This window comes from Pantoea sp. Mb-10 (genome assembly GCF_021272205.1).
In the GTDB taxonomy this organism is placed as follows: Bacteria; Pseudomonadota; Gammaproteobacteria; order Enterobacterales; family Enterobacteriaceae; genus Pantoea.
The window spans coordinates 497,758-517,359 of the sequence record NZ_JAJSDX010000002.1; the positions used below are offsets into that span (position 1 = coordinate 497,758).

Sequence of the window (19,602 nt, forward strand, 5' to 3'; positions counted from 1 at the left end):
TGCCTTTCCGTTAGCACGGAGCGACTTTCGTTCGCCATAGCAATGGCAGATGATTATGCCGCAGGCAGCGGCAGGGTGCCTTTCCATTAGCACGGAGCGACTTTCGTTCGCCATGGCACTGGCAGGTGCTTTTGCCGCAGGCAGCGGCAGAGTGCCTTTCCGTTAGCACGGAGCGACTTTCGTTCGCCATGGCACTGGCAGGTGCCTTTGCCGCCTTGCGGCGACCGAGCAGAGGGCGCCGGGCCGCGCCCTCTGCACTCCCCGGCCCTGCGCCAGCCCCACTCGCCGCTGCGCGGTGCCTTCACTCCCTCAGCCTTCCTGACGGACCGGCGTCGATTCGCTCCTGCTCAACGCCGCCTCTCGCGGCATCCATGCCGCTCGTCCTGGAAGCCTTCAGTCGTTCAGCGAGTGGGGATGGCGCTTCACACCCCCGCTGCAAGCCACGATTTTTTCGCCGCCGCCGCGCGGCGGGAAGATTTTTAAGGTGCGTTCAGGCTGTGCTGCTTTAAGCAAAACCCTTTTTTATTTTGTTTTTTTAGCCAATGTCGCGTGCTTTTAAGACTTTTAAGTCGCATCCGGACCGCGCTGCGTTGAGCAAAACCCTTCTTTGTTGTTATATCTTTTACCGTCACTGCATATCTGAAAGACGGGTAGTCACATCCCGTCCGCGCAGTGTTCACCAGAAACCTTCTGTCTTCTGTCTTTTCCAGCCACTGTCTTTACAGACCTGCTTACAGCGCCCCAGACAACACCACACAAAAAAAGAAAAAGGCTCTTACAGGCGGCGGTGTTGAGCGCCATCCGGAGCGCCGAACGGAGTGTGACGGCCAGGACGAAGCGGCAGGGATGCCGCTGAGAGGGCGGAATGAGCCAGGGATGGCGAATCCGCGCGGTCCGTGAGGCCGTTGCGGCGGAGTGAGGGAACAGCGCAGGCTGGCGCAGGGCGCGGATTGCAAAGGGCCGCGCCCTCGGCCCTTTGCCCGTACGCCGCAGCGGGGCGGCTGCAACTCCCGCAGGGTTAGCGGGCGGAACCCGCTCATAGTCATACCGGCATAGCGGGCCGGAACCCGCTCAGAACCGGCCCTTTGCCCGTACGCCGCAGCGGGGCGGCTGCAACTCCCGCAGGGTTAGCGGGCGGAACCCGCTCATAGTCATACCGGCATAGCGGGCTGGAACCCGCTCATAGCCATACTGGCTGAGCGGCCGGACCCCGCTCAGGGTCCAGTAAAACCGGCTTTGCGGCCCGGCCCCCGCAGCGCCCCACCATCGCCCTGGTTCGTTATTCCTATTTATCATAACAAACGGTTTTTTATTATTTGTTGCACTCACACTAACTTCATAACATGAACCAAACATAGCGGGGGAAAGGGGAGAAAGAACGTGAATTTTCAGCAGCTTAAAATTATACGCGAGGCGGCGCGGTGCGACTTTAATCTCACAGAAGTGGCGAACACGTTGTTTACCTCACAATCCGGGGTCAGTCGTCATATCCGCGATCTCGAAGATGAACTGGGCGTGGAAATTTTTATCCGACGCGGTAAGCGCCTGTTAGGCATGACGGAACCGGGTAAGGCGTTGCTGACCATTGCTGAACGCATCCTTGATGAGGCCGGTAAAGTCCGTCGTCTGGCGGATGTGTTCACCAATGAAACCAGCGGTGTACTGACAATAGCCACCACCCACACGCAGGCGCGCTACAGCTTGCCGCGCGTGATCAAAGCGTTTCGCCAGCTTTATCCCAACGTCAGGCTTGAACTTAACCAAGGATCGCCGCAGGAGATTGTGGCCATGCTGCTGGCCGGGGAGGCGGATGTCGGCATTGCGTCTGAGCAGTTAGCGACCAACGGCAGTTTGGCGGCGTTTCCGTGGTTCAGTTGGCACCATTCACTGCTGGTGCCGCGCGATCACGCGCTGCTGGAACACCAGCCGGTCACGCTCTCAGGGCTGAGTGCGTTTCCCTTGATTACCTATCGACAGGGCATCACCGGACGTTCTCGCGTGGACCGCGCTTTTCAGGCTGCCGGACTTAAGCCGGATATCGTATTGAGCGCACAGGATTCTGACGTCGTGAAGACCTATGTGGCGCTGGGCTTAGGCGTTGGCGTGCTCGCTGACCAAGCCTGTGATATCCACGACGGAGAAGCGCTGGTCAAAATTGACGCCCGCCATTTGTTTGAGGCGAATACCGTCTGGCTTGGCCTAAAGCGAGGCCAACTGCAGCGAAACTACGTTTGGCAGTTCCTTGAGCTGTGTAATGCCAATCTGTCGCTGGAGGAGATCAAGCGGCAGGCCCTCTCCTACGATACCGCCGAGGAACCGGCGCTCGACTTTCAAATCTAACCGCGTGCGGCGACCTGGTGCCGCACCGCGTCTTGCCGATTTTCCCGCGCGCATGCGTAGCTTTATGGCGACAAGCACCGTATAAAATTTCTATTTTCAGGTGTCGACATCAAGGAGCTGCACATGATCACCCTCCGCACCATTACGCTGGATGACATTGAACACGGCTTTGCTGCAACGCAGCGGGTTAACTGGCCGCATCGTCGCGAAGATTGGCAACAGATTATCGCGCTGGCAGAAGGCGTCGTAGCGGAAGAGCACGGTGAGTTTGCGGGCTGCGCGCTCGGCTGGCGCTGGGGCGAGCGGGCCGCCACCATCGGGCTGGTGCTGGTCAATCCGGCGTTTCGCGGGCGCGGCATTGGTAGGCAGCTCATGCAGGCAATAATGGCGCGCTTTCCAGGCTACACCTTGCGGTTGCACGCCACGGAAATGGGCAAAGGGCTGTATGCCCAGCTGGGCTTTGTGGAGACGGGCACCATTTTGCAGTATCAAACGCGCGCGCTGACCACGCTGCCGCCGCTGACGCTGCCTGCGGGCAATACGCTGCGTGCGGCACAGGCAGCGGACGCAGACGTTTTAACCGCGTGCGATTGCCAGGCGCACGGGCTGCACCGCCCGGCGCTGATTGAGCAGCTACTGCGTGCGCACCGCACCGTGCTGCTGGAGGATGCGCAGCAGCAGGTACAAGGATTTGCCAGCCTGCGCCGCTTTGGTCACGGTTGGTCAATCGGACCGATTATCGCGCGCGATCTCCCACAGGCGCAGGCGCTCATCGCCGGCTTAATGCCCGCCGTGCAGGGCCAGTTTGTGCGTATTGATACCGATGCCGCGTTGCCGCTGGCCGCGTGGCTGGCGGATCTGGGCATGACGCAGGTAGATTGCCCCTGCATGATGGTGTACGGCACGCCGTGGCAACCCCCTGTCGGTGGGATGCAGGCATTCGGCCTGATGAGCCAGGCGATGGGATAAAAACGAAACGCGGGCGAACGTGCAGCTAACACGTCTGACATCGCGCGAATCCCCGCGTTAATTGCCGCTGCGCCTGTAAGATGCGCAGCGTCGGCTACCCTTAACAGTCTTAACCGACTGCAACAGGAAGCGCCGACGATGAGTAAAAAGACCAGTGATTTTTTTGTGGAACGCTTACAGGCGTGGGGCGTCACGCGCATTTTTGGCTATCCGGGCGATGGCATCAACGGGGTGCTGGGCGCGATACAGCGCGCGAATAAAGCTGGCGCAGGCATTGAGTTTATTCAGGTGCGTCATGAAGAGATGGCTGCGTTTATGGCGGCAGGTCACGCCAAATTTACCGGCGAATTGGGCGTTTGCCTCTCGACCGGCGGACCCGGCGCGACCCATCTTCTTACCGGACTCTACGACGCAAAAATGGATCATGCCCCGGTACTGGCGATTGCCGGACAGGCGGAGACCACCGCGCGCGGTGCCAGCTACCAGCAAGAGATGAATCTGGATCGCATCTTTGCCGATGTGGCGAACTTTGTGCAGGAAGCCGCTGCCCCAGCGCAGGTTCAGCATTTGGTGGATCGCGGCGTGCGGATTGCCAAAGCGCAGAACGGCGTCGCGGTGCTGATTTTACCGAAAGATTTACAAGATGAACCCTGGCAGCCACCGCAGCATGCGCACGGTTTTACCCATTCCGGGCCGGGCTATCAACGCCCGAAAATCGTGCCTTACGAGGACGATTTGCGCCGTGCGGCCGAGGTGCTCAATGCAGGCAGTAAGGTCGCCATCCTGATTGGGGCCGGCGCGCGTCACGCGGCGGTAGAAGTGGTGCAGGTGGCGAATACGCTGGGCGCGGGCGTTGCCAAGGCGCTGCTGGGCAAAGATGTGCTGCCCGACGACGCCCCGTTTGTCACCGGCACCATCGGCCTGCTCGGCACCAAACCCTCATGGGATCTGATGCAGGAATGCGACACCTTACTGATGATCGGCACGGGCTTTCCGTGGACGGAATTCCTGCCGCCCGAAGGCAAAGTGCGGGCCGTGCAAATCGATATCGATCCGGCCATGCTCGGACTGCGCTACCCCTGCGAGGTAAATCTACACGGTGACGCCGCTGAGACGCTGCGCGCGCTGCTGCCGCTGCTTACCCAGCAGACCGATCGTCAGTGGCAGGCGCAGATTGCCCTGCAGGTGCGCGACTGGTGGGCGCTGATGGAGAAGCGCGCCATGGCCCCGGCGCATCCGGTGAATCCGCAGCGCGTGGTATGGGAGATGTCGCCGCTGCTGCCGGAAGACGCGATTGTGACCTCAGATTCCGGTTCCTGCGCTAACTGGTTCGCGCGTGATTTCCGCGTTAAGCAGGGACAGCGCGCCACGCTCTCCGGCGGGCTGGCCTGTATGGGCGCGGCGGTGCCGTTTGCCATCGCGGCAAAATTTGCCTGGCCCGACAAGCCGGTGGTCGCACTGGTGGGCGATGGCGCGATGCAGATGAACAACCTCGCCGAACTGATCACTATCCAGAAATATTGGCAGCAGTGGGCCGATCCGCGTCTTATTGTCTGCGTGTTCAACAATCAGGATCTCAATCAGGTGACATGGGAGCAGCGCGTGATGGAGGGCAACCCGCGCTTTGAGGCCAGCCAGCAGCTACCCGATGTGCCGTACGCCCGCTTTGCACAGAGTCTGGGGCTGGAGGGCATTTTTGTGGATACGCCCGACGCCCTTGCCGCTGCGTGGCAGCAGGCGCTCAGCGCCACCCGCCCGGTGGTGCTGGAGGTTAAAACCGATCCTGAAGTCGCCCCGCTGCCGCCGCACATTACCCTGAAGCAAGCGAAAGCCTTTATGGCCTCCATGGTGAAAGGGGATCGCGGCATCGCGCAGGTCATCGGGGATACCGCGAGTCAGCTGATCGGCGGCAAAAAATAGGGGAGGGGCGGTTTTAGCCACTTGCCGTGGCGGAGGTTTTGCCGCAGGCAGCGGCTCGTTGCTTTCTCACTGGCGTTAGCACGGTGCAAATTTCGTTCGCCATGGCACTGGCAGGTGCCTTTGCCGCGTTGCGGCGACCGAGCAGAGGGCGCCAGGCCGCGCCCTCTGCACTCCCCGGCCCTGCGCCAGCCCCACTCGCCGCTGCGCGGTGCCTTCACTCCCTCAGCCTTCCTGACGGACCGGCGTCGATTCGCTCCTGCTCAACGCCGCCTCTCGCCGCATCCATGCGGCTCATCCTGGAAGGCCTCACTCGTTCAGCGAGTGGGGATGGCGCTACCAAACCTCGCTGTGGATCTTTTATGTTTTTCGCAGCCGCCGCGCGGCGGGAAGATTTTTAAGGTACATCCGCACCGGGCTGCGTTAAGCAAACCCTTTTTTCGTGTTTTTGTCTTTAGACGCCAGTGCGTGGCTGTAAGATTTTTAAGTACCACCCAGACCGCGCTGCGTTAAGTAACAACCTTTTTTCGCGTTTTTGGTCTTTAGACGCCAGCGCGTTGCTGAAAAGACTTTTAAGCAACCTCCCACCCGCGCAGTGTTAACCAGAAGCCGTTTCTAATGTCTGTCTTCTGTCTTTTCCAGCCAGCCACTGTCTTCGCAGACCCGTTTACGGCCCCCCAGGCAACACCACACAGAAAAAAGAAAAAGGCCCTTACAGGCGGCGGTGTTGAGCGCCATCCGGAGCGCCGAATGGAGCGTGACGGCCAGGACGAAGCGGCAGGGATGCCGCTGAGAGGGCGGAATGAGCCAGGGATGGCGAATCCGCGCGGTCCGTGAGGCCGTTGCGGCGGAGTGAGGGAACAGCGGAGGCTGGCGCAGGGCGCGGATTGCAAAGGGCCGCGCCCATCGGCCCTTTGCCCGTACGCCGCAGCGGGGCGGATGGAACTGCCGTGCGGTTAGCGGGCGGAACCCGCTCAGGGTTCAGTAAAAACCGGCTTTGCGGGCCGGAACCCGCTCAGGGTCAGCCCAGCGCAGCGGTCAACGCGCGAGCCCGCGCAATTAAAAACCGGCTGAGCGGCGGGCCCCCGCGCAGCGGGCAGCGTTCGGCACCCGCCGGGTGCCTTACCGGCTTGAGCGGGCCGGAACCCGCTCACGAACTCCCGGCGTTGCGGGCCGGACACCCGCAGCGCCCCGCCAACGCCTTGGCCCACCTTCTTTGATTCGTCACCGTGCCGTCACCGCACTGTCATCCCGCACGCGCATTGTAATCGCCATGCCGCAGCCTGAACCGCTGCCTTCCTCAACCTGACCTGAATGAGGCTTTGAGCGTCATGGAGATATCCAGACATCCGACCACTGTTTACCAGGCGGTTGCCGCGCAGCTGGAGCAGTCACTGCAGGCGCAGTACCGCTGTGGTGATTATCTGCCCTCTGAGCAGCAGCTGGCTGACCGTTACGCCGTTAACCGCCATACCCTGCGCCGCGCGGTGGACGAACTGGTGAATAAAGGGTTACTACAGCGCCGTCACGGCGTGGGCATTCTGGTGCTGATGCGCCCTTATGACTATCCACTGCACGCGCAGGCGCGTTTCAGCCAGAACCTGCTGGAGCAGGGCAGCGATCCGACCAGCGAGCGCCTGCTGGCGGTGCTGCGTCCGGCAACTCAGGACGTGGCCAGCGCGCTGGGATGCCAGGAGGGCGATAACGTGATTCATCTGCGCACCCTGCGCCGCGTCAACGGCGTCCCGGTGTGCGTCATCAATCACTATTTTGCTGACATCCGCTGGTGGCCCACGCTGCAACAGTTTCACAGCGGATCGCTACACGCGTTTATGCAAAGCCACATGGGACTCACGCTGACCCGTAAGCAAACCCGCATCAGCACCCGACGGGCGCAGGCAAAGGAGTGTAAACAGCTGGAAATTTCGCTGCACTCGCCGCTGCTGTGCGTGCGCACCCTGAATACCCAGCGCGACGGTCAGGTGGCGGAATACGCCGTTAGCGTGACGCGCGGCGACATGATTGAGCTGACGCTGGAGCACACATGACACAGCCTACCGAACGCCAGCACTGGATGTCGGTGCTGGCACACAGCACGGCGAGCCAGCTGGACGCGCTCTGGCAAACCGTATCACTCCAGCCCGCTTATGTGCAGGTGCGCCCAGCCGAGGTGGGGCTGACGCGCCTCCAGGCCCGCATGGGCGGCAGCGGCAAACGTTTTGTCCTCGGCGATGCCACCGTTACCCGCGCCGTAGTGAAACTCCCGGACGGCACGCTGGGGGTCAGCTATGTGCTGGGCCGCGACAAAGCGCACGCCGAACGCTGCGCGCTGGTGGACGCACTGATGCAGCAGCCGGAAACCCGCACGCTACTCCATGAAAAAATCATTGCCCCGCTGGCGGCCCTGCGTCACGAGCAGCGCCAAGTGCGTGCGCAGCAGATCGCCAGCTCGAAAGTCGATTTCTTTACCCTGATGCGCGGAGATAACGCATGACATTACTGGCAAGTTTTACCCATCCGGTGGCCGATGCGCAGCGCGCCTTTCGTCGCATTCTCAAAGCCATGAGCGAGCCGGGCGTGGTGGTGTCGCTGCCGCTGGCGCAAGGGTGGGGGGCGCTCTCACCGGCCGCGACCGCCGTGCTGCTGACGCTGGTGGACCAGGAGAGCGCCCTGTGGCTTGACCCGCATATAGACAGCGATATCGTGCGCAGCAACGTGCGTTTTCATACCGGCGTGCCGCTGGTCGAGGCGTGCACTGCACCCTTTGCGCTGGCGCATGCAGCCAGCGATCCCGATCCGGCGCAGTTTGCCGCAGGCGACAACCTCGCCCCGGAAAAAAGCACCACGCTGATCGTCGAGGTCGCGGCGCTGAGTGGCGGATTAACCCTGCGCCTCTCTGGACCGGGCCTGCGCGAGCCGCGCGCCATTGCGCCGCAGCTGCCGGCGGCCATTTTGCGTTATCTCCGCGAGCGGCCTCACCCGTTTCCGCAAGGGGTGGATCTGATCTTTACCTGCGGCGAAGCCATGATGGCGCTGCCGCGTACCACTGACGTGGAGGTATGCTGATGTACGTCGCGGTAAAAGGCGGTGAAAAAGCGATAGATAGCGCGCATCAACTGCAGGCCGATCTGCGACGAGGCGACCGCCGCGTGCCAGAACTCGGCTGCGATCAAGTGGCCGGCCAGCTTGGCCTGGCGGTGGACCGCGTGATGACGGAAGGGGGCATTTACGATCCGACGCTGGCGGCACTGGCGATCAAACAGGCCAGCGGTGATTTGGTTGAAGCCATCTTCCTGCTGCGAGCCTATCGCACGACGCTGCCGCGCCTCGCCGACAGCCTGGCGCTGGCTACGGAGACGATGCGGCTGGAGCGGCGCATTTCGGCGATTTATAAAGATTTGCCCGGCAGTCAGGTATTGGGCCCCACCTATGACTACAGCCACCGGCTGCTGGATTTTACCCTGCTGGCAAACGGCGACGCGCCCGCCGCGCCGCGCAGCGATGCGGCGCTAGCCGAAGCCTGCCCGCACGTCTCCAGCATGATGACCGCAGAAGCCCTCCTGGCAGAAGAGCAGGATGATGGCAGCGAACCCTGCGACATCACGCGTGCGCCGCCGGGGTATCCGGCGACGCGCGCCGCGCGTTTGCAGCAGCTGGTGCGCGGCGATGAGGGGTTCCTGCTGGCACTGGGCTACTCCACGCAGCGCGGCTACGGACGAAATCACCCGTTTGCCGGCGAGATCCGCACCGGCTATGTCAGCGTATCTGTCTGCCCTGAAGAGTTGGGGTTTGCCATTGAGATCGGCGAACTCCTGCTGACCGAGTGCGACATGGTCAACGGCATGACCGTGCCGGAGCAGGGTGATCCCCATTTCACGCGCGGCTACGGGCTGGTGTTTGGCCGCGCCGAGCGCAAGGCCATGGCGATGGCGCTGGTGGATCGCGCGCTGCAGGCGCCGGATTATCAGGAGCGTATTGCCGGCCCGGCGCAGGATGAAGAGTTTGTGCTGTCGCATGCCGACAATGTCGAAGCGGCGGGCTTTGTCTCGCACCTCAAACTGCCGCACTACGTGGATTTTCAGGCGGAGCTGGCGCTGTTGAAACAGCTGCGCGCAGGGGAGCCAAATCATGGGTGAATTAACGGGGTACAACAGCGGTTATCTGGATGAGCAAACCAAGCGCACCTTACGGCGCGCCATTCTGAAGGCGGTGGCCATTCCGGGTTATCAGGTGCCGTTTGCCGGACGCGAAATGCCGATGCCTTATGGCTGGGGCACCGGCGGCATTCAGATCACCGCCTGCATGATCGGTGAGAGCGACGTGCTGAAAGTGATCGACCAGGGCGCGGATGACACCACCAACGCGGTTTCGATACGCCGTTTTTTTCAGCGTGTCAGCGGGGCCGCCACCACCGAATCCACGCGTGCTGCCACGCTGATCCAAACGCGCCATCGCATTCCTGAAACGCCGCTGGTGGAAGATCAGGTGCTGATTTATCAGGTGCCGATCCCCGAGCCGCTGCGCTTTATCGAGCCGCGCGAAACGGAAACCCGCACGCTGCACGCGCTGGAGGAGTACGGCATCATGCAGGTCAAGCTGTATGAAGACATCGCGCGCGTTGGACACATTGCGACCACCTATGCGTATCCGGTGAAAGTGCACGACCGCTACGTCATGGACCCGTCACCTATCCCGAAATTCGACAATCCGAAAATGCACATGATGCCCGCCCTGCAGCTGTTCGGTGCCGGGCGTGAAAAACGCATTTACGCGCTGCCGCCGTATACCAAGGTCGAGAGCCTCGATTTCGACGATCACCCGTTCAGCGTACAGCGCTGGGACCAGCCGTGCGCGCTGTGTGGTTCGCAGCACAGCTATCTTGATGAAGTGGTGATGGATGATGCCGGTACGCGCCTGTTTGTCTGCTCCGATACCGACTTTTGCCACCAGCAGCAGGAACAACAGCATGCACAGTGAACAGCCGCTGCTTGCGGTCAACCGCCTCACGCATCTTTATGCGCCCGGCAAAGGCTTTGAGGACGTCAGCTTTACGCTCTATCCGGGTGAAGTACTCGGCATTGTCGGGGAGTCCGGCTCGGGTAAAACCACGCTGCTGCACAGCCTCTCGGCGCGCCTCGCGCCGCAGCAGGGCACGATCCACTATCGCGGCGCCGATCTCTGGCAGGTCAGCGAAAGCGAACGCCGCCGCCTGCTGCGCACCGAGTGGGGCGTGGTGCATCAGCATCCGCTGGCCGGATTGCGTCCGCACGTCACCGCCGGCGGCAACATCGGCGAGCGGCTGATGGCAATCGGCCATCGCCACTATGGTGAGATTCGCCAGCAGGCCATGCGCTGGTTACAGGACGTGGAGATCCCGGTGCAGCGCATTGACGATCTGCCCACCACCTTTTCCGGCGGCATGCAGCAGCGGTTGCAGATCGCCCGCAATTTAGTCACCCAGCCTAAGTTAGTGTTTATGGATGAGCCCACCGGCGGGCTGGATGTGTCGGTACAGGCGCGCCTGTTGGATCTGCTGCGCACGCTGGTGCGTGAGCTCAATCTGGCGGTGGTGATCGTGACGCATGACCTAGGCGTCGCGCGCCTGCTGGCGCACCGGCTGCTGGTCATGCAGCAGGGCAAGGTGGTGGAGAGCGGCTTAACCGATCGGGTGCTCGACGATCCGCGTCATCCGTATACCCAACTGTTGGTTTCATCGGTGCTTCACTCATGACGGACATCACAATGCAACCTCGCCTGCGCGTGGAAAATCTCAGCAAAACCTTTGTGCTGCACAATCAGGGCGGCACGACGTTACCGGTACTGCACAACGCCAGCCTGACGGTAAACAGCGGCGAATGCGTGGTGCTGCACGGTCGCTCCGGCAGCGGAAAATCCACCCTGCTGCGCGCGCTGTACGGTAACTATCAGGCCAACAGCGGCCACATTTGGCTGGTGCATCAGCAACAGTGGATCGATATGGCCCAGGCGCCAGCGCGGCAGATTCTGGCCGTGCGGCGCGACACCGTGGGCTGGGTCAGTCAGTTTCTGCGCGTGATCCCGCGCGTGCCGACGCTGGATATTGTGATGCAGCCGCTGCTGGAGCGCGGCGTGGCGCGTGCCCACTGTGAAGCGCGCGCCCGCGATCTCCTGACTCAGCTGAACGTACCGGAGCGGCTCTGGTCACTGGCGCCTTCGACCTTTTCCGGCGGTGAACAGCAGCGCGTCAACATTGCGCGCGGGTTTATCGCGGACTACCCGGTGCTGCTGCTGGATGAACCTACCGCGTCCCTTGATGCCGTTAACAGCGCCGCCGTGGTGGCGCTGATTGAGCAGGCACGGGCGCGCGGCACAGCCATCGTGGGGATTTTTCATGATGAAACGGTGCGGGCGCGCGTCGCCGATCGCCTGCACGTGATGCACCCTGTTCACGCGGGAGTTGAAGCATGATCGTTAATAATGTTCGTCTGGTGCTTGAGCAGGAAGTGGTCAGCGGATCGCTGGAGATCCGCGATGGGCGCATTGCCCGCTTTAGCGACAGCCCAAGCGCACTGCCCGGTGCGCTGGATGGCGCTAACGGCTATTTGCTGCCGGGGCTGGTGGAGTTGCACACCGACAATCTGGATAAATGTTTTACGCCGCGGCCCAAAGTGGATTGGCCCGCGCACTCCGCCATGAGCAGCCACGACGCGCAGATGGTGGCCAGCGGCATTACCACGGTGCTGGACGCCATCGGCGTAGGCGACGTGCGCGACGGCGGCCATCGGCTGGAAAACCTCAGCAAAATGATTCAGGCCATTCAGGTGAGTACCCGGCGCGGGCTTAATCGGGCCGATCACCGCCTGCATCTGCGCTGCGAGCTGCCGCACAGCACCACGTTGCCGCTGTTTGAAACGCTACTCGAGACGCCGGAGCTTTCGCTGGTGTCGCTGATGGATCACTCGCCCGGTCAGCGCCAGTACGCCTCGCTGGAGATGTACCGGCTCTATTATCAGGGCAAATATCACCTGAACGACGCGGAGATGGATGCCTACGAGCGCGATCAGCGCGCGCTGGCGGCGCGCTACTCAACGCCGAACCGCAATGCCATCGCCCAGCTGTGCCGCGCGCGGGGTATTCCCCTTGCCAGCCACGACGATGCCACCCTCGCGCACGTGGCGGAGTCGCATGCGGTCGGCAGCCACATCGCTGAGTTTCCCACCACGTTGGAAGCGGCACGCGCCTCGCGCGAGTGCGGCATGCAGGTGCTCATGGGCGCACCGAACATTGTGCGCGGTGGCTCTCACTCGGGCAACGTGGCGGCCGCCACGCTGGCCGCGGAAGGGCTGCTGGACATTCTCTCATCGGACTACTATCCCGCCAGCCTGCTGGACGCGGTATTTCGCCTGGTGGACGATGCGCGTAATACCCTGACGCTGCCGCAGGCGGTGGCGTTGGTGACGCGCAATCCGGCGCGCGCCATCGGCCTGCACGACCGCGGTGCCCTTGCCGAAGGGCTGCGTGCCGATCTGGTGCTGGCCCACACCGAGCATGGCCATGTGCATGTGCGCCATGTGTGGTCGCAGGGCAGGCAGGTATTCTGATGGCGCGCTTGATCTGGCTCACCGGGCCGTCCGGCGCGGGCAAAGACAGCCTACTTAACGCGCTGCGTGCGGCCCCGCCGCCGCAGCTGGTGGTCGCCCATCGCTATATTACGCGGCCCGCCGACGCCGGGGGGGAAAACCACGTGGCGCTCACCGCGGCGGAGTTTCGCCGACGTGAGGCGCTGGGCCTGTTTGCCATCAGCTGGCAGGCGCATGGGCTGCACTATGCGCTGGGGCTGGAGATCGATCTCTGGCTGGCGCGCGGCTTAACCGTGCTGGTGAACGGATCGCGCCAGCATCTGCCGGTGGTGCAGCAGCATTATGGCGCCTGTGTGCTGCCGCTGGTGCTGCAGGTCTCGCCGGCGGTGCTGGCGCAGCGGTTGCGCCAGCGCGGCCGCGAAACCGACGCCGAAATTACGCAGCGGCTGGCGCGCGCCGCCGATCCCCTGCCCGCCCAGTGCCATACGCTCAATAACGACGGTGATCTCGCTGAGACCTTGCACCAGCTGCGCCAGCTGCTGGCCGTGACCGCCTGAACCGCGCGTGCCTCTCGCCGCCAGCGCTGCGCTGTCACGCTTTCATCATAGAAATGTCATCACCGCTTCACCGCGTTTGCCCGTAATAGCGGGCAAGTAACCCGCTAAATGACGGAGCGCACTATGGCACAGGCATTACGTAAACCCGTGGACGATCACCCCGCCATGCCGCAGGTGGCTCAGGGCAGCAAAGTGTTGTCAGTACAGGATCTGAGCAAGGCGTGGGGCGAGACGCGCGTGTTGGATAAGATCAGCTTTGACCTGCACGCGGGCGAACTGGTGGCGGTGATTGGGCGCTCGGGTGCCGGAAAATCGACGCTGCTGCACTTGCTCAACGGCACCCTGACGCACAGCGAGGGCGCCATCATCAGCTATGCCGAAGGCAGGGCCGACCGCAATGTGACCACGCTGCACGGTCGCCAACTGCGCGAGTGGCGCAGCGAATGCGGCATGATCTTTCAGGACTTTTGTCTGGTGCCGCGCCTGGATGTGCTCACCAATGTGCTGCTGGGCCGCCTGAGCCAAACCGGCACGCTTAAATCCTTCTTTAAAGTGTTTTCCGAAGCCGATCGCGCACGCGCCATTACGCTGTTGCAGTGGATGAACATGCTGCCGCACGCCCTGCAGCGCGCTGAGAACCTGTCAGGCGGCCAGATGCAGCGCGTGGCCATCTGCCGGGCGCTGATGCAGAACCCTAAAATCCTGCTGGCGGATGAGCCGGTAGCCTCACTGGACCCGAAAAATACCCGCCGCATCATGGACGTGCTGCGCCAGGTGAGCGAGCAGGGCATCAGCGTGATGGTCAACCTGCACTCCATTGAGCTGGTGAAAGAATATTGCACGCGGGCGATCGGCATCCAGCGCGGTCGCGTGCTGTTTGACGGCCACCCTTCACAGTTAACCGACAGCCTGCTGCACACGCTGTACGGCGATGAAATCAATCAGATTCACTAACCTCCACAGCACGAGAAAAAAACAGCATGAAACTGACTTCCTTTGCCTTTTTGACGGCTGCGCTGACCTTCGGTGCCGCCGCCGCAGACGCACCTAAAGAATTAAATCTGGGGATTTTGGGCGGCCAGAACGCCACACAGCAGATCGGTGATAACCAGTGCGTGAAAGACTTCTTCGACAAAACGCTGCACGTGGAGACCAAACTGCGTAATTCGTCTGACTATTCCGGCGTGATTCAGGGCCTGCTGGGCAATAAAATCGATATGGTGCTCAGCATGTCTCCCGCCTCGTTTGCATCGGTCTATCTGCAAAATCCCAAGGCGGTGGACGTGGTAGGGCTCGTGGTGGACGACAAAGACAACTCGCGCGGCTATCACTCGGTGGTGATCGTTAAAGCCGACAGTCCGTACAAAAAGCTGGAAGACCTCAAAGGCAAAGCGTTCGGCATGGCCGACCCGGACTCTACCTCGGGCTTCCTGATGCCCAACCAGGCGTTCAAAAAAACCTTTGGTGGCTCGGTGGATGACAAATACAACGGCTTCTTCTCCAGCGTCACCTTCTCTGGTGGGCACGAGCAGGACATTCTCGGCGTACTGAACGGGCAATTTGACGGCGCGGTGACCTGGACCTCAATGATTGGTGACTACAACACGGGCTACACGTCGGGGGCGTTTACGCGCATGATGCGCATGGATCATCCTGACCTGATGAAGCAGATCCGCATTATCTGGCAGTCCCCGCTGATCCCCAACGGTCCGATTCTGGTGAGCAACAATTTGCCGCCTGATTTCAAGGCGAAAGTGGTCGCGGCGATCAAGGCGCTGGATAAAGAAGATCACAGCTGCTTTATCAAGGCCGTGGGCGGCGCGCAGCATATTGGACCGGCCACGGTGGCGGATTACCAAAACATCATCGATATGAAGCGCGAACTGATGAAAGGATCGCGCGGCTAATCTCACGGCGCAGGGCGGGATGCCGCCCTGACGCACGCATCGTCAGCCCTTGACAGGATCTCGCCTTGACCGACTTCGAACACTACTACCAGCGCATCCGGCGTCAGCAAAAGCGCGATACGCTACTGTGGTCGCTGCTGCTGCTGGCGCTCTACCTGGCGGCAGGCAACATGGCAGAGTTCAATCTGCTCACGGTGTGGCAATCTCTGCCGCATTTTTTTGACTACCTGCGCGAAACCCTGCCGGTGCTGCACCTGCCGCTGCTGTTCGCCGATGGCAAAACCCAAGGGTCGCTGGCCTATTGGGGCTATCGCCTGCACATTCAGCTGCCGCTGATATGGGAAACGCTGCAATTAGCACTCTCCTCAACGCTGGTGGCGGTGGCCTGTGCCGTTGTGCTGGCGTTTCTTGCCGCGGATAACACGCACACACCGCGCGGGGTGCGCGTCGCCGTCCGCGCGTTTGTGGCCTTTTTGCGCACCATGCCGGAACTGGCGTGGGCGGTGATGTTTGTCATGGCGTTTGGCATTGGCGCGATCCCCGGGTTTCTCGCACTGGCGCTGCACACCGTTGGCAGCCTCACCAAGCTGTTCTATGAAGCGCTGGAGAGCGCATCGGACAAGCCGGTGCGCGGGCTGACGGCCTGCGGAGCCAGCCGTCTTCAGCGGATGCGCTTTGGCTTCTGGCCGCAGGTAAAGCCGACCTTCCTCTCCTATAGCTTTATGCGGCTGGAGATCAATTTTCGCTCCTCCACCATTCTGGGATTGGTTGGGGCAGGCGGCATCGGCCAAGAGCTGATGACCAACATCAAACTCGATCGCTACGATCAGGTCAGCATCACGCTGCTGCTGATTGTGGTGGTGGTGTCGCTGCTGGATACGCTGTCTGGCTGGCTGCGGCGCCGCGTGGTAGAAGGAGAGATGACATGATCGCCCAAGCCCCTGACGTGGCGTGGCTAAAACAGCAGCACGGCGTGCTGTTCGCCGCGCAACAGCGCTACCTGCGCCGTATTGCGCTGATTGCGCTGGCGGTGGCGCTCTATTACCTGTTCTTTTTCCAGACGTTTGGCATTGAATGGAGCCGCTTCACGCTGGGCTGCCAGCAGCTGGGACGCTACTTTCTGCGTATGTTCGTCTGGCACGATTTTCTTAATTGGCCCTTTGGCTACTACTTTCAGCAGGTCGGCATTACGCTGGCGATTGTGTTTGCCGGTACGCTCACCGCGACGCTGATCGCGCTGCCGATCTCTTTCCTGGCCGCGCGCAATGTGATGCAAGGCCGCGTGACGCGCCCTGTTTCGCTCGTGGTGCGGCGCCTGCTCGATATCCTGCGCGGCATTGATATGGCTATCTGGGGACTGATTTTTGTGCGCGCCGTGGGCATGGGGCCGCTGGCGGGCGTATTGGCGATCGTGCTGCAGGACGTGGGCCTGCTGGGCAAACTCTATGCGGAAGGGCACGAAGCGGTGGAGCGGTCGCCCAGCCGCGGCCTGAGCGCCGTGGGGGCTAATAGCCTGCAAAAACACCGCTACGGCATCTTTACCCAATCGTTTCCCACTTTTCTGGCGCTCAGCCTGTATCAGATTGAGTCCAATACCCGCTCCGCCGCCGTGCTGGGCTTTGTGGGCGCGGGCGGGGTGGGACTGGTCTATGCGGAGAACATGCGGCTGTGGAACTGGGACGTGGTGATGTTCCTGACCCTGATTCTGGTGGCGGTGGTGATGCTGATGGATGCGCTCTCCAGCCGCCTGCGTAAACGCTATATCACCGGGAAAGCGATTCCGCTGTGGCAGCCTCCCGTGCGCGATTAAGCCGCGCGCTGCGCTGCCAGGCGCGCTCCAGCGCCTGCACCAGCTGCGACGGGTGCCAGGGTTTCGCCAGCCGTTCACACAGCGGCAGCGTGACCGGCGTCTGACGCAGATCCTGTCCGCTGATCAGCAGCGTGGCCAGCGACGGCCACTGCTGCTGTGCCTGGCGGATCACATCGGCACCGTTAAGCCGTCCCGGCAGCATCAAATCACTGATCAGCAGTTCAATATCCGGCGTTTGGCGCAGCAGGGTCAGCGCGCTCTCGCCATCACCGCACTCCAGCGTCAAATAGCCAAGCTGATGCAGATGTTCACACAGCGTTTGACGCACCGCCGTATCGTCATCCAGTACCAGAATCAGCCGGTCGGCGCTGTCGCTGGGCGGGAGGGTTTTCGGCAGCGGCGCGGCCTGTGCCGCTTCGGCGGCGCGCGGCAGCAGCAGCCGCACGGTGGTGCCTTGGCCGGGGGCCGTTTCCAGCTCAATGTGTCCGCCGGACTGGCGCACAAACCCATACACCATCGAGAGGCCAAGGCCGCTGCCGCTGCCGGTGGCTTTGGTGGTAAAAAACGGCTCAAACACCTGCGCCCGCACCTCGGCCGACATGCCGCAGCCGTGATCCGTGACTTCCACGGTGACGCAGTCGCGCTTGCCCTCGGCATCCTGCACGCGCTGGTTCCAGATGCGTAAGCGGATCTCGCCGCTCTGCTTCTCCATGGCGTCGCGCGCGTTCACCACCAAGTTCATCAGCGCGTTTTCAAGCTGGCCAGCATCGATCCACGCCGGCCAGCCGGGCCGCTGCGCATCCACGATCAGCTGCTGGCCGGGCAGCAGCGAATGCTGGAGCAGACCGTGCAGGTTGTCGACCAGCTCCACCACCGAGACCGCGCGTGGATAGAGCGCCTGTTTGCGCGAAAATGCCAGCAGGCGCTGCGTCAGCTGCGCGGCGCGATCCGCTGCCTGGCGCGCCCGCTCTACGCGGGTGGCCAGCGTGCCGGGCGGCAGCTGATGTTCAGTCAGCGCCAGGCTGCCGATGATCACCGCCAGCAGATTATTGAAATCGTGCGCCAGGCCGCCGGTTAACTGACCGACCGCTTTCATTTTTTGGCTGTGCAGCAGCGCCTCCTCCAGCACTTTACGCGAGGTGCGCTCCAGCACGGTATTGACCATGCCGCGGCGTGGAACCGGGCTGAAGCGCAGCTCCAGCGTACGCCCGTCCGGCAGGCGCACTTCCTGGGCATCGTGCAGGCTCGTTAGCGTCACGTTAATCCGCTCCAGCAGACGCTGATAGGGTAAGCCGCGATGCAGTTCGCGCGGCGGAATACCGAGCAGCTCGGCATATTGCGCATTCCACACCACCAACTGGCCAGCGTTATCAAACAGCGCGAAGCCGTCGCGCATCGCCAGAAACGTCGACTCCAGCTGATTGCTTTTCTCTTTCAGCAGCCGTGAAGTCTGCGCCAGCGAGGCGGTGTTGCGTGCAAACACGTTGAAGGCACGCGCCAGATCGCCCAGCTCGTCGCGGCGCGACAGACCCGGCACGTTGACGCTGTTTTCCCCCTGCGCCAGTCGCGTCATCGCCTGAGCAATCGCGGTAAGGCTGGAGCCAAGGTTGCGATAAATGTAGTAGCCCGCGTAGCCGGTGATCAGCAGCGCCAGCAGCATAAACAGGGCGATAAAGCCAATGATGGAGTCCAGCTCGCGGTGGGCCGTTTGACTGCGGGCGTCACTTTGCTGCGCCACCAGCTGCACATAGTGGGTGATATCGCCATTGAGCATCGCCACCAGCGCTTTAATGCGATAGGTGGCATACGCGGTGGCGATATCACTGTACTCCAGCTGTTCCGCTATCGGACGCAGGCTGGTGAGTGCCGTGACCAGGCGATCGCGCTGCAGCGCCAGCGTCTCCGGTAATCTCAGGGCGGACCAGCGCGGCAACAGCTGCTGCAGCTGCTGCTCCGCCGCCTGCGGCGCGGAAGAGTGGATCGCCACCTGCAGCAGCGCGTGCGTTTGTTGCCGCAGCGCTAAAAAAGCGGGGCCGTTCGCCTGCGCGTCCAGCTGGTACAACGGCAGCTGTGCCTGCCACAGGCCGCTGAGCATGTCGTTGCGCTGTAAGTGGCGCTGATGCCCGGCGTGCAGCAATTGATTAATGCTCTGCTCAAGCATTTCACTGCGATCGCGGATGCGCGCCAGCAGCGCGGGCTGTTGCGCCGCCAGCGGGGCGCGGGCCAGCAGCGTGAGGGAGTGCTGAAGCGCCTGCTGCGTCTGCTGTAATTTGGCGGATTCGCTTTGATACTCCAGCGCGCCCACCACCTGCGAGAGCCGCACGGCGGCCGTTACCACATTGCCCGTATCACGCGCCAGCGCCAGGCTGCCGTTCATGTCCGCCAGCGTCTGCGCCTGCGCCTGCTCCTGAATGTGTCCGGCGTGACGGAAGCCCATAATCGCCACCAGGCCCACCGCCAGCGTCGCACCGACCACCAGCAAGTTAAACATCAGCAGACGCCCGCGCGCGCCCGCGTACCAGCGCAGAGTATGACGCATGTGA

At 62.2% G+C, this 19,602-nt stretch carries 17 protein-coding genes; 16 read left to right on the top strand and 1 reads right to left on the bottom strand.

Annotation, left to right across the window (positions count from 1 at the left end):
• The first annotated feature begins 1,380 nt into the window (after positions 1 to 1,380).
• The 16 genes from cbl (at position 1,381) to phnE (LU196_RS05610) (ending at position 17,059) form a co-directional block, all read left to right on the top strand.
• Complete coding sequence (gene cbl, locus LU196_RS05535) at positions 1,381 to 2,340, top strand: HTH-type transcriptional regulator Cbl (RefSeq protein ID WP_232759654.1); 960 nt, start codon at positions 1,381 to 1,383, stop codon at positions 2,338 to 2,340.
• A gap of 123 nt (positions 2,341 to 2,463) precedes the next feature.
• Positions 2,464 to 3,309, top strand: a complete 846-nt coding sequence (locus tag LU196_RS05540; RefSeq protein WP_232759655.1) for a GNAT family N-acetyltransferase — start codon at positions 2,464 to 2,466, stop codon at positions 3,307 to 3,309.
• 138 nt (positions 3,310 to 3,447) lie between these two features.
• Positions 3,448 to 5,229 (top strand): thiamine pyrophosphate-requiring protein, encoded by a 1,782-nt coding sequence (locus tag LU196_RS05545; RefSeq protein ID WP_232759656.1) that lies wholly within the window; start codon positions 3,448 to 3,450, stop codon positions 5,227 to 5,229.
• A gap of 1,328 nt (positions 5,230 to 6,557) precedes the next feature.
• The gene (phnF, locus tag LU196_RS05550; protein WP_232759657.1) at positions 6,558 to 7,274 is read left to right on the top strand and encodes a phosphonate metabolism transcriptional regulator PhnF; all 717 of its coding nucleotides are present in this window, start codon (positions 6,558 to 6,560) and stop codon (positions 7,272 to 7,274) included.
• Positions 7,271 to 7,720, top strand: coding sequence for a phosphonate C-P lyase system protein PhnG (phnG, locus tag LU196_RS05555; RefSeq protein WP_232759658.1), 450 nt, complete (start codon positions 7,271 to 7,273; stop codon positions 7,718 to 7,720). Before phnF ends, phnG begins: the two co-directional genes overlap by 4 nt.
• Complete coding sequence (gene phnH, locus LU196_RS05560) at positions 7,717 to 8,292, top strand: phosphonate C-P lyase system protein PhnH (protein ID WP_232759659.1); 576 nt, start codon at positions 7,717 to 7,719, stop codon at positions 8,290 to 8,292. Before phnG ends, phnH begins: the two co-directional genes overlap by 4 nt.
• Positions 8,292 to 9,362, top strand: a complete 1,071-nt coding sequence (locus LU196_RS05565; RefSeq protein ID WP_232759765.1) for a carbon-phosphorus lyase complex subunit PhnI — start codon at positions 8,292 to 8,294, stop codon at positions 9,360 to 9,362. Before phnH ends, LU196_RS05565 begins: the two co-directional genes overlap by 1 nt.
• The gene (locus LU196_RS05570) at positions 9,355 to 10,203 is read left to right on the top strand and encodes an alpha-D-ribose 1-methylphosphonate 5-phosphate C-P-lyase PhnJ (RefSeq protein WP_232759660.1); all 849 of its coding nucleotides are present in this window, start codon (positions 9,355 to 9,357) and stop codon (positions 10,201 to 10,203) included. Before LU196_RS05565 ends, LU196_RS05570 begins: the two co-directional genes overlap by 8 nt.
• Positions 10,193 to 10,957, top strand: a complete 765-nt coding sequence (gene phnK, locus LU196_RS05575) for a phosphonate C-P lyase system protein PhnK (RefSeq protein WP_232759661.1) — start codon at positions 10,193 to 10,195, stop codon at positions 10,955 to 10,957. The genes LU196_RS05570 and phnK overlap by 11 nt, the downstream gene beginning before the upstream one ends.
• Before the next feature lie 11 nt (positions 10,958 to 10,968).
• Complete coding sequence (gene phnL, locus LU196_RS05580; protein WP_370640965.1) at positions 10,969 to 11,673, top strand: phosphonate C-P lyase system protein PhnL; 705 nt, start codon at positions 10,969 to 10,971, stop codon at positions 11,671 to 11,673.
• Positions 11,670 to 12,806: an alpha-D-ribose 1-methylphosphonate 5-triphosphate diphosphatase gene (gene phnM / locus LU196_RS05585; RefSeq protein WP_232759663.1), complete on the top strand. Its 1,137-nt coding sequence runs from the start codon at positions 11,670 to 11,672 to the stop codon at positions 12,804 to 12,806. Before phnL ends, phnM begins: the two co-directional genes overlap by 4 nt.
• Positions 12,806 to 13,342, top strand: a complete 537-nt coding sequence (gene phnN / locus LU196_RS05590) for a ribose 1,5-bisphosphokinase (RefSeq protein ID WP_232759664.1) — start codon at positions 12,806 to 12,808, stop codon at positions 13,340 to 13,342. Before phnM ends, phnN begins: the two co-directional genes overlap by 1 nt.
• A gap of 123 nt (positions 13,343 to 13,465) precedes the next feature.
• Entirely contained in the window at positions 13,466 to 14,296 is an 831-nt protein-coding gene (gene phnC, locus LU196_RS05595; RefSeq protein WP_232759665.1) for a phosphonate ABC transporter ATP-binding protein, read from the top strand.
• A gap of 26 nt (positions 14,297 to 14,322) precedes the next feature.
• Positions 14,323 to 15,249, top strand: a complete 927-nt coding sequence (gene phnD / locus LU196_RS05600; protein ID WP_232759666.1) for a phosphonate ABC transporter substrate-binding protein — start codon at positions 14,323 to 14,325, stop codon at positions 15,247 to 15,249.
• Between the two features lie 65 nt (positions 15,250 to 15,314).
• Positions 15,315 to 16,178 carry a phosphonate ABC transporter, permease protein PhnE gene (phnE, locus tag LU196_RS05605; protein ID WP_232759667.1) on the top strand — a complete coding sequence of 288 codons (864 nt, stop codon included), beginning with the start codon at positions 15,315 to 15,317 and terminating at the stop codon, positions 16,176 to 16,178.
• Entirely contained in the window at positions 16,175 to 17,059 is an 885-nt protein-coding gene (gene phnE, locus LU196_RS05610; protein ID WP_232759668.1) for a phosphonate ABC transporter, permease protein PhnE, read from the top strand. The genes phnE (LU196_RS05605) and phnE (LU196_RS05610) overlap by 4 nt, the downstream gene beginning before the upstream one ends.
• On the opposite strand, the gene LU196_RS05615 is transcribed toward phnE (LU196_RS05610), so the two are convergent.
• A complete protein-coding gene (locus LU196_RS05615; RefSeq protein WP_232759669.1) occupies positions 17,013 to 19,598 on the bottom strand; it encodes an ATP-binding protein in 2,586 nt (861 codons plus the stop codon). The two genes, phnE (LU196_RS05610) and LU196_RS05615, sit on opposite strands and share 47 nt — an antisense overlap.
• Positions 19,599 to 19,602: the final 4 nt, after the last annotated feature.